This window comes from Verrucomicrobiota bacterium (genome assembly GCA_016871535.1).
In the GTDB taxonomy this organism is placed as follows: Bacteria; Verrucomicrobiota; Verrucomicrobiia; order Limisphaerales; family SIBE01; genus VHCZ01.
In genome coordinates this window covers 1-6,331 of sequence record VHCZ01000326.1, presented here as the reverse complement: position 1 = coordinate 6,331, position 6,331 = coordinate 1, and the positions used below count along the sequence as shown (strand labels likewise).

The window sequence follows — 6,331 nt, the reverse complement described above, 5'->3', positions numbered from 1 at the left end:
AATGATCGTGGAGGGAAGGGAGTGCAGGAAGATGGAAGGAAGCTGGCCCGAACGACAGGCCATAAACCGCTGCGAGTGCCTGCGAGGGCTGTGCCGCAGGGTTGAAGGAGCAAGTAACGCCAGGTTCGTAGCGCAGAGTTGGACTCTGCTGTATCGCCGATTTGCAATCGGCGGCGTGCCGGCGAATTCCCTGGTGTCGGAACTTGCCGGGGTCTCGCGGAATGCAATTCCGCGAGACGGCTGAGCCTGTGCGACACCGCGGCGGGATGGAAAGATTGACGCAGCCAAAGCGCCGCTCTAAACAGGGTGGGAAGCAATCAAAACCAAATCATGAGCCTTAACACTGTCACTTCCCTCCGCACCATTACTGCGAACACGCAATCCAAAGTCGAAGCTGAGCTCTCCGCGACCGGCGGTTTGCTCCGGCTCGCGCCGACGTGGGTGCCCCGCTCCTTTCTTCAGCCTGGCCTGCGCCTGAAACTTCACCCGGACGACACGTATGCTTACGGCGCCAACCGCGGCGGCATTGACGAGCGTTGGTTTGCTTCAACGACCGAAGCCGCCAACGAAGGCCGGGTGCCGGACGAAGGCTTGAGCTATGTCGTCATCGGCAAATCGCGGTTCACCTTGCGCCAGGCGGTGGCCGATTGCGGCGCCACGCTGATCGGAAAGCGGCTTTGGAACAAATACAAGCGCTGGCCGGTCTATTCGAAGTTTTTCGACAACATGGGCCCGATCCCGCATCACATGCACCAGAACGAAAAACAAGCCCGGCTCGTGAAGCAAGAGGGCAAGCCCGAGAGCTATTACTTTCCGCCTCAGCACAACAACGTCGGGAACAATTTCCCCTACACCTTCTTTGGCCTCGAACCCGGCACGACCAAAGCGCAGGTCAGGAAATGCCTTGAGGATTGGAACAAAGGCGACAACGGCATTTTGGATTTGTCAAAAGCCTATCGCCTCAAGCCGGGCACGGGCTGGCTGGTGGGTCCGTGCATTTTGCACGCGCCTGGTTCGCTCTGCACCTACGAACCGCAATGGGGCAGCGACGTGTTCGGCATGTATCAAAGCCTGGTCGAAGGCCGCTACGTTCCGTGGAGCTTGCTCGTCAAAGACATGCCCAGGAGCAAGCATCGCGACCTGGATTTCATCGTGGACCAACTTGATTGGGACGCGAACGTGGATCCGAAGTTCAAAGATCACCATTACCTGGAGCCCGTCCCGGTCGCCGACACGCGCAAAGAAGGCTATGTCGATCGCTGGATCGTCTATGGCGACATCAACGGCAAGCAATACTTCACGGCCAAGGAACTCACGGTGGAACCGGGGGTGTGCTGCACCGTGAAGGACCGCGGTGCGTACGGCCTGATTTGCGTGCAAGGCAAAGGCGCGATCAACGGCCAGCCGTTGAACAGCCCGAAGCTGATCCGGTTCCATGAACTCACCGAGGACGAATACTTCTGCACCGAGGATGGCGCGAAAGCCGGTGTGACCTTCGAGAACACCAGCGAAACCGAACCGCTGGTCACGCTCCGCTACTTCGGCCCCGACGTGAATCCCGAGGCGCCGGCGATGGGGGCATATCGGAAAAGCAAGTTCGCTTAAGGTGCTTCCGGAATGGCCATGTCTGGGCTAAACAATGGCAATGCCACCGCACAACGCGCATGGCCTATTGCCGGATTCTCGCTGCCTTGAAACCGAACCACGACTTTGAGCGTGACATGCCGATGTCGGAAAGATGGCGGCTGCACCGGCGTGAATTGTGAGAGCACCAGCAAAAGCGAGCCGCTGGTGAACCGACCGAGCCTCGGGGAACTCCGGTGAAACGATGAGGATTTATCGGGGTTGCAGCGATACGACTCGTGGTTGGCCGATCAAGTTGCAGGCGATGCTCAGCCTGAAGGAACTGAAGAATGATCGCCCTTTTTGGAGATTGATGAGCTGAATGTGACTGCCTCCTTTTGCCTGGGTCGTGGCCCTCGACAAAGGATCCGGCAAAGAAATCTGGAGGGCCCTCAACGACGCGTTCACTTACAGCTCACCGATTGTCGTGACCGCCGGCGGAAGAAGACAACTCATTGTCTGGACGCAACCAGCGGTGACTTCGCTGGACGCGGCCACCGGGCAAATCTGGTGGCGGGAAATGTTTCAGACGCCGGGCGACACCGCGGTGTCCACGCCGGTCTTTGCGAATGACCGGCTGTTAATTGGCGGGCTGATGTTTCAGCTCAACACAGAAAAGCCGGCCGCTTCCGTGCTCTGGCCGGACACGCGGGCGGTTTCCAAGCGAGTAGCAACACATCGACCGCTCTTGTGCAAGGCGGCCACGTTTACTCGGCGAGAACTTCCGGCGAATTTGTCTGCCTGGAAGCCGGCAGCGGGAAACAAGTCTGGCAGACGAATTCGGTGACGAAACCGGGAAACGGCTCCAGCATCCATCTGACTCCACGCGGCGATGCCGTTTTTCTTTTCACCGACGAGGGGAACTTGATCCGGGCGAAACTCACGCCACAAGGGTACCGCGAAATCAGCCGGGCGCGTTTGTTGGAACCAACCTACCAGTTCGGCGACAAGAAATGCGCCTGGACGCCGCCGGCCTATGCGAATCGCCAGGTGTTCGCGCGCAGCGACGCCGAACTGGTTTGCGCCTCGCTGGCCGCAAAGCCTTCGCCGTAAGTAGGCAGTCGAAATTGGGGAGCACACCCGCCCTCGCGTGTCTCGACCGGCGCCCCCGCCGGTCGGAACGTTGTAGAAACTCAGTCGCCAAAAGGTGACCGCTCCTTCCGAGTGGTGTGGTCGGCGAGGGCGCCGACCACAGCACGCGAGGGCGCGTGCGCCCCCCATCCGACTGAATTGATACGGCTTACTGATCAGACCGTGGGATAGAATACACTTTGCCAGGAGGGATTTTGGCCAGCCGCGAGGAGCGCGCGAGGCGGTGTATCCCTGCGATCCACAACGAGCGAGCGACGAAGCGGGCGCGTCCGAAAAATGGGTAGCGCGGGCGACTCGCTCGCCCAGGTCGACGACCCGCCGACCCGGAAGTGCGTAACGCCCCGGTGCGGAAAAGGCTGCCGGTCAATTTCTCAACTTGAAGCGTTCTCCGGTAGCCAGGCGCAGGGTTTCGAGCAGAGTGTTCCAGGTCGGCTCCCGTTTTGGCCCGTCCTCCGGCCAGAAACTGAAAGTAATCAGCGGAAGGATGTCAGCGCGCAAGGCCAGGGCGCACCGGGAGAGCGCCGTGCGTTTCTCCACCGGATCGAGGAAATCGTACTCCAACCACACCAGCTTCAGATCGCTTCGCGCCGATTGACGCACGCTGGCCAGGTCGCGGGGTCCGGCTTCTCCTCCCACAGCGCTGCATAACATCTGGTCCAGCGGCAACCGGGACCAATCGACGCTCAAATCCAGGTGCATGATGGAGAATTCGAGCACGCACTGGTCGGCAGGCGGCTCGGCATCGTAAAAGCAGATCGAGTTGTTCGACGGCTTCACGATCCACGACGCAGGATACTCGAAGGAGACATCGCCGCGGTTGGCCACAAAGACGTTGTTCCCCGGCTTGGCCTGGATCGAAATATTCTTGTCCAGCTTGATCGTTCGTTTGTGCCACATCGCGGGCTCACCCTATTGGATCGCGCGTGACAAGTCCAGGCACGCTGCGACGACGGCGTGCTTCCCAATGGAGCGTACGTCGTGTTACGCTCATGCGTGTGAAAACAATTGACCCGAACCTCCTGAATGAGGTGGCACGGCGGCTCGCCAACGAACTCCAGCCGTAAGGCATCTGGCTTTTCGGTTCACACGCGTGGGGCACGCCGGATGAAGGCAGCGACTTGCACCTGTTCGTTGTCGTGCCGGAGAGCAGCGAGTCGCCGGTCGAGCGCATGAGGCGGGCGCACCGCTGCCTGCGTGGCCTGGGCATCGCGAAGGACATTCTTGTCAAGACTCGCGAGGAATTTGACTGCTTGCGGGCCTTGCCATCGACACTCGACCACCTCGTTTTCCATCGGGGGCGGCGGATCTATGGATGACACGAAGCGTGAATGGGTGCGGTCGTGGTTGGCCAAAGCGCACAGCGATCTGCACTCCGCCTGCGCGCTTGCGGCCCTGTCCGAACCTGCCACCGACACCGCTATCTATCTACCACTGCCAGCAGGCGGCGGAGAAGGCCCTCAAAGGCTACCTCGCCTTCCGTGATCATCCGCTAGCACGGACCCACGATCTGGAGCGGCTGCTGGAACTCGCCGCCGCGCTGGACGCCGCGTTTGCTCCGCTGGAAACACAGGCGGATGTTCTCAATCCTTATGCCACGGCCTTTCGTTATCCCAACGCGCTGGGATCACAATTCCCTTCGGTTGCCGAGGTCAACACTGCCATCGCCCACGCCCAGGCAATCTACGATTTCGTGCTTCTGCAGATCCCTTCATCCGCGCATCCTGGAACGAATCAATCTGGTGCTACATGAAAGTTGAAGCAGCCAGCCACTCTATGAGACCATCCTCACCTTACCGCAATCTCGCAGTTCTCTCCCGCAGCTTGTTTGTTATCACGGCCAGGGCAGCACTTCGTCCTCGATGTGGTTTCACAACGCGGAGTGGCTCGATTTGAACTCGATCCAATCCGGGCACACTTTCAAATCGGACAGTTACGCCTTTGTCAGCAAGGACTACGCGCTCACGCCCGCCAAGCCCGCCGTGGACATGGAACCGGCGTATGAAAACCATCCGACCGGCGCCAATCAGCCGCGCGTGGACGCTCACAAAGTTCGCACGCAGGCCTACGCGGCGATGCTCGCCGGCGCGGCGGGGCACGGTTACGGCTCGTTGGACTTGTTTTGGTTTTACAAAGATGCCGACGGCCCGTTTCCGAATAATGGATTCCAGCATTGGCGCACGGCGGTCGCGTACGAAGGCACTCGCCAGATGGGACTGATGCGCCGCCTGTTCGAGCAGCGGCCCTGGCACAAAATGATTCCCGACCCGTCAGTCCTCGCGTCGGAGGCGGGCAGTGGTCCGTATCGCCTCGTCGGTGGGCGTGCGGAGGACGGAAGCTTCGTAATCGCTTACACGCCGGTCGGCCGGCCTGTCAGCATTCAACTGAACAAACTCCGCGCTCCATCCGTGACCGCTCAATGGTATGATCCGCGCGGCGGAACGTGGAAACCCATTGGCCAATATTCCAACAAAGGCGTCCAGGAATTCGTCCCGCCCACACGGGGTGAGAAAGACGACTGGGTGCTGGTGCTCGATTCCAACCCCTGAATAATTTGCTTGCTGCCGGTTCGGATGTTCACGCCATGACCGCGGCGAAGGGGATGCTCTCGATGAAGGTCAGGAACGATGGCGGAACGTCGGATGACACCATTGCCGGCACTACAGGCCCCTGGAGTTCGAGGCGTTTCATAAGAGCCTGCCTGCGTCGTTACTCGCGAAAGATCTACATGAACACGATAATGCTGTTTATCCTCGGTGCTGCGGTTCTGCCTTGCCCGTCCCTTGCACAAGACAACTCGCTGAAATCCGACGCCGGCAAGGTCACGTTACACTCCCAGGGCCTGCACGGCTACATCGGCTCTGGCCACGAGAAACTCCCGGCCAATGGCGGGTGGTGACGTACTCGTGGTATCGCTTTGTGGACCAACCTTCGTTCCAGCAATACAACTGGAGCGTGGAGAAGAAAGCGAAGCTGCAAGCCCTCGTGGAGAAACTCCACGCGCATTGGCCGATGGATCGCGATTACATGGCGCCGCCCACCCGCGGCAAACTTGTTTCCCTCGATCCCGCCTTGCTCGTGTTGCCGCCCCCGGGCTTGGAAGTCGGCTACGTCCCGATCGTCACGCGCCAGGCGGCGGCAATCAAGCCGGCCGGTTCGCCTGAGTAACAGACCTTCAACGTCCCGAAGGCGGGGTTCACTGAATGCTCCCCTTCCTGCCCCGCAACGAGGCGATCCTGCAGACGGAGGCGGAGAAGTGAATTGGAGGCACGCCGGTGCGCCTGCGTGAACTCCAAGCCGGGTCAAAGCCTTGTCTTGATGCCGCAGGCACGGAGGGCGCACCAGCCGCGCAGGGCTTCGAAGGCAACGAACGCACCTGACCCCAACAAGGCGATTCCGAGCCACGGGGAAACGGTGAATCCGAATGCAGCGCCGACAAACAACGCCAGCGCGCCCGCGCCTCGGATGAGGCGGCCTTTGTTGTCGATGTTTCGGGAGAAGACGGGCTTCATCGTTTCAGTTTCTTTGCGGGTTTGCGCAGCTCGTCCAGCTTTGAACACAGCTCCGCCAAGTCTTTCACTTGGGTCGCGCCGATTTTTGCGAGAACGTCGTGGTAGGC

8 protein-coding genes and 2 pseudogenes are annotated in these 6,331 nt (G+C 60.2%); 8 read left to right on the top strand and 2 right to left on the bottom strand.

Translation table 11 applies throughout. The annotated features are described in order from the left end of the window. Positions 1 to 363: 363 nt before the first annotated feature. From FJ398_25135 to FJ398_25125, 3 genes and pseudogenes are all read left to right on the top strand, one after another. Positions 364 to 1,605 carry a hypothetical protein gene (locus tag FJ398_25135; GenBank protein ID MBM3841177.1) on the top strand — a complete coding sequence of 414 codons (1,242 nt, stop codon included), beginning with the start codon at positions 364 to 366 and terminating at the stop codon, positions 1,603 to 1,605. Positions 1,606 to 1,951: 346 nt separating this feature from the next. Next, positions 1,952 to 2,206, top strand: a pseudogene (locus FJ398_25130) (pyrrolo-quinoline quinone). A 107-nt stretch (positions 2,207 to 2,313) separates the two neighbouring features. Continuing rightward, positions 2,314 to 2,676: a hypothetical protein gene (locus FJ398_25125; GenBank protein MBM3841176.1), complete on the top strand. Its 363-nt coding sequence runs from the start codon at positions 2,314 to 2,316 to the stop codon at positions 2,674 to 2,676. Positions 2,677 to 3,078: 402 nt separating this feature from the next. Here FJ398_25125 and FJ398_25120 read toward each other — a convergent pair whose 3' ends face one another. Beyond that, the gene (locus FJ398_25120) at positions 3,079 to 3,612 is read right to left on the bottom strand and encodes a hypothetical protein (GenBank protein ID MBM3841175.1); all 534 of its coding nucleotides are present in this window, start codon (positions 3,610 to 3,612) and stop codon (positions 3,079 to 3,081) included. 170 nt (positions 3,613 to 3,782) lie between these two features. Here FJ398_25120 and FJ398_25115 point away from each other — a divergent pair, with 170 nt between their 5' ends. The 5 genes and pseudogenes from FJ398_25115 (at position 3,783) to FJ398_25095 (ending at position 5,880) form a co-directional block, all read left to right on the top strand. Beyond that, positions 3,783 to 4,031, top strand: coding sequence for a nucleotidyltransferase domain-containing protein (locus FJ398_25115; GenBank protein ID MBM3841174.1), 249 nt, complete (start codon positions 3,783 to 3,785; stop codon positions 4,029 to 4,031). Further along, positions 4,028 to 4,465 (top strand): HEPN domain-containing protein, encoded by a 438-nt coding sequence (locus FJ398_25110; GenBank protein ID MBM3841173.1) that lies wholly within the window; start codon positions 4,028 to 4,030, stop codon positions 4,463 to 4,465. Before FJ398_25115 ends, FJ398_25110 begins: the two co-directional genes overlap by 4 nt. Positions 4,466 to 4,574: 109 nt before the next feature. After that, entirely contained in the window at positions 4,575 to 5,261 is a 687-nt protein-coding gene (locus FJ398_25105) for a DUF4038 domain-containing protein (protein MBM3841172.1), read from the top strand. A gap of 35 nt (positions 5,262 to 5,296) precedes the next feature. Beyond that, positions 5,297 to 5,611 (top strand): hypothetical protein, encoded by a 315-nt coding sequence (locus FJ398_25100; GenBank protein ID MBM3841171.1) that lies wholly within the window; start codon positions 5,297 to 5,299, stop codon positions 5,609 to 5,611. After that, positions 5,605 to 5,880, top strand: a pseudogene (locus FJ398_25095) (hypothetical protein). Before FJ398_25100 ends, FJ398_25095 begins: the two are co-directional and overlap by 7 nt. 134 nt (positions 5,881 to 6,014) lie before the next feature. Here the strand turns inward: FJ398_25095 and FJ398_25090 are convergent. Further along, the gene (locus FJ398_25090) at positions 6,015 to 6,224 is read right to left on the bottom strand and encodes a DUF2892 domain-containing protein (GenBank protein MBM3841170.1); all 210 of its coding nucleotides are present in this window, start codon (positions 6,222 to 6,224) and stop codon (positions 6,015 to 6,017) included. Positions 6,225 to 6,331 lie beyond the last annotated feature (107 nt).

Bases quoted from the DNA above. Each gene is read 5' to 3' on its own strand.
- FJ398_25120 (MBM3841175.1), bottom strand. From the start codon at position 3,612: ATGTGGCACAAACGAACGATCAAGCTGGACAAGAATATTTCGATCCAG.
- FJ398_25110 (MBM3841173.1), top strand. From the start codon at position 4,028: ATGACACGAAGCGTGAATGGGTGCGGTCGTGGTTGGCCAAAGCGCACA.
- FJ398_25105 (MBM3841172.1), top strand. From the start codon at position 4,575: ATGTGGTTTCACAACGCGGAGTGGCTCGATTTGAACTCGATCCAATCC.
- FJ398_25100 (MBM3841171.1), top strand. From the start codon at position 5,297: ATGACCGCGGCGAAGGGGATGCTCTCGATGAAGGTCAGGAACGATGGC.
- FJ398_25090 (MBM3841170.1), bottom strand. From the start codon at position 6,224: ATGAAGCCCGTCTTCTCCCGAAACATCGACAACAAAGGCCGCCTCATC.